Raw genomic sequence first — 1,680 nt, 5'->3', positions numbered from 1 at the left:
CCCGCACCCGGCCCCACACCAGAAATGGCCACCTGACGCCGGACAGCAGCCATAAGCATGAGCCGCCGCCACCCCCACGGACCGTAGCGTCGAAACGCGGACCCACCCCCCAACGCGGGAGCAACCCATGCGCTCAGTGATCGTCATCGGCGGCGGCATCAGCGGCCTTGCGGCAGCCTGGCAGCTGCGCGGAAAGGCCGACGTCACCGTCCTGGAAAGCGACCAGCGCATCGGCGGCAAACTGCACACGAGCACCATCGGCGGCATCCCCGTCGACACCGGCGCCGAATCCATCATGGCGCTGCGCCCCGAGGCCGTGGAGCTCGCCCAGGAGGTCGGCCTCGGCGCCGAGCTGTGCGACCCGGCCACCGCCCCCACCACCGTCTGGACCCACGGCCGGCTGCGGCCCATGCCCGCGGGCCACGTCCTCGGCATCCCCACCGAACCGCGCGCCCTCGCCGGCACCGGCCTGCTCTCCGACGAGGGCCTCGAGCGGCTCTGCCGTGAAGAGGAGCTCCCGGCGGGCCCGCTGCCCCGCGACACCGACATCTCCGTCGCCGGCTACCTCTCCGAGCGCATCGGCCAGGAGGCCGTGGACCGTCTCGTCGAGCCCATGCTCGGCGGCGTCTACGCGGGCCGCGCCGACCGCCTCTCCCTGCGCGCGGCCATGCCCCGCCTGGCCGCGGTCGCCGAGCACGGCGGCTCGATCATCGGCGCCCTGCGCCGTGTGCGCGCGGCCGGCGCCCCGAAGGTGGCGGCGGTCCAGGGCGTACGCGGTGGAACGGGCCGGCTCCCGATCGCCGTCGCCCAGGCCTCCGGCGCCCGTATCCTCACCGGGACCCGCGCCCGCGAGCTGGGGCCCACCCCGTCCGGACGCTGGCGGGTGTGCGCCCAGACCGCGGACGGCCCGCTGGTCATGGAGGCCGACGCGGTGATCCTCGCACTGCCCGCCTACGCGGCCGCCGAGCTGCTTCGCGGCCACTCCCCCGCGGCGCACGAGGACCTCTCCGCGATCCGGCACGCCAACTCCGCCGTGATCACCATGGCCTTCGACCGGGCCCGTATGACCGCGCTGCCCGAGGGCAACGGTTTCCTGGTGCCGCCGGTCGACGGGCATGTCATCAAGGCCGCCTCGTTCCTGACCAACAAGTGGAGCTGGCTGCGGGAGTCCGCGCCGGGCTCCTTCGTCCTGCGGGTCTCCATCGGGCGCGCGGGCGAGGACAAGGAACTCGACGTACCCGACCGGCACTTGATCCGTACCGCCGTCTCCGAACTGCATCTCGCGGCCGGCCGCATGGGCGAGCCCACCTCGGCCCGCGTCACGCGCTGGGACCGGAGCCTGCCGCAGTACGGCGTGGGCCATGCCGACCGGGTCGAGCGGATCCGCGAGGCGGTCGCCAAGCTGCCGGGCATCGAACTGTCCGGTGCCGCGTACGAGGGCGTCGGGGTGGCCGCGTGCGTGGCGACGGGGCGCAAGGCCGCCCGCCAGGTGTTCGAGGGCTGAGCCCCACCCCGGCCGTGGGCAGTCGTGCCGCAGGGCGATGGGGGTCCCCCCTGCTCGAACGCAGCTGAGAGCTTGGGGGAGGGTGGGCACGGCACACCCACGGCTACGCCGCCCTTTCCCGTACGGACCGACGACAGGCGCCGGCACGTGATCACACGTACGGCCCGCGCCAAAGG

General features: G+C 74.3%; 1 protein-coding gene. It reads left to right on the top strand.

The window, feature by feature from the left end; genetic code table 11:
* The first annotated feature begins 127 nt into the window (after positions 1 to 127).
* Positions 128 to 1,504, top strand: coding sequence for a protoporphyrinogen oxidase (hemG, locus tag G6045_RS40470; protein ID WP_206344822.1), 1,377 nt, complete (start codon positions 128 to 130; stop codon positions 1,502 to 1,504).
* Positions 1,505 to 1,680: the final 176 nt, after the last annotated feature.

This window comes from Streptomyces mesophilus, assembly GCF_011044995.1.
In the GTDB taxonomy this organism is placed as follows: Bacteria; Actinomycetota; Actinomycetes; order Streptomycetales; family Streptomycetaceae; genus Streptomyces; species Streptomyces mesophilus.
The sequence above is the reverse complement of the archived record's forward strand: the minus strand, read 5'-3'. Positions and strand labels throughout refer to the sequence as shown.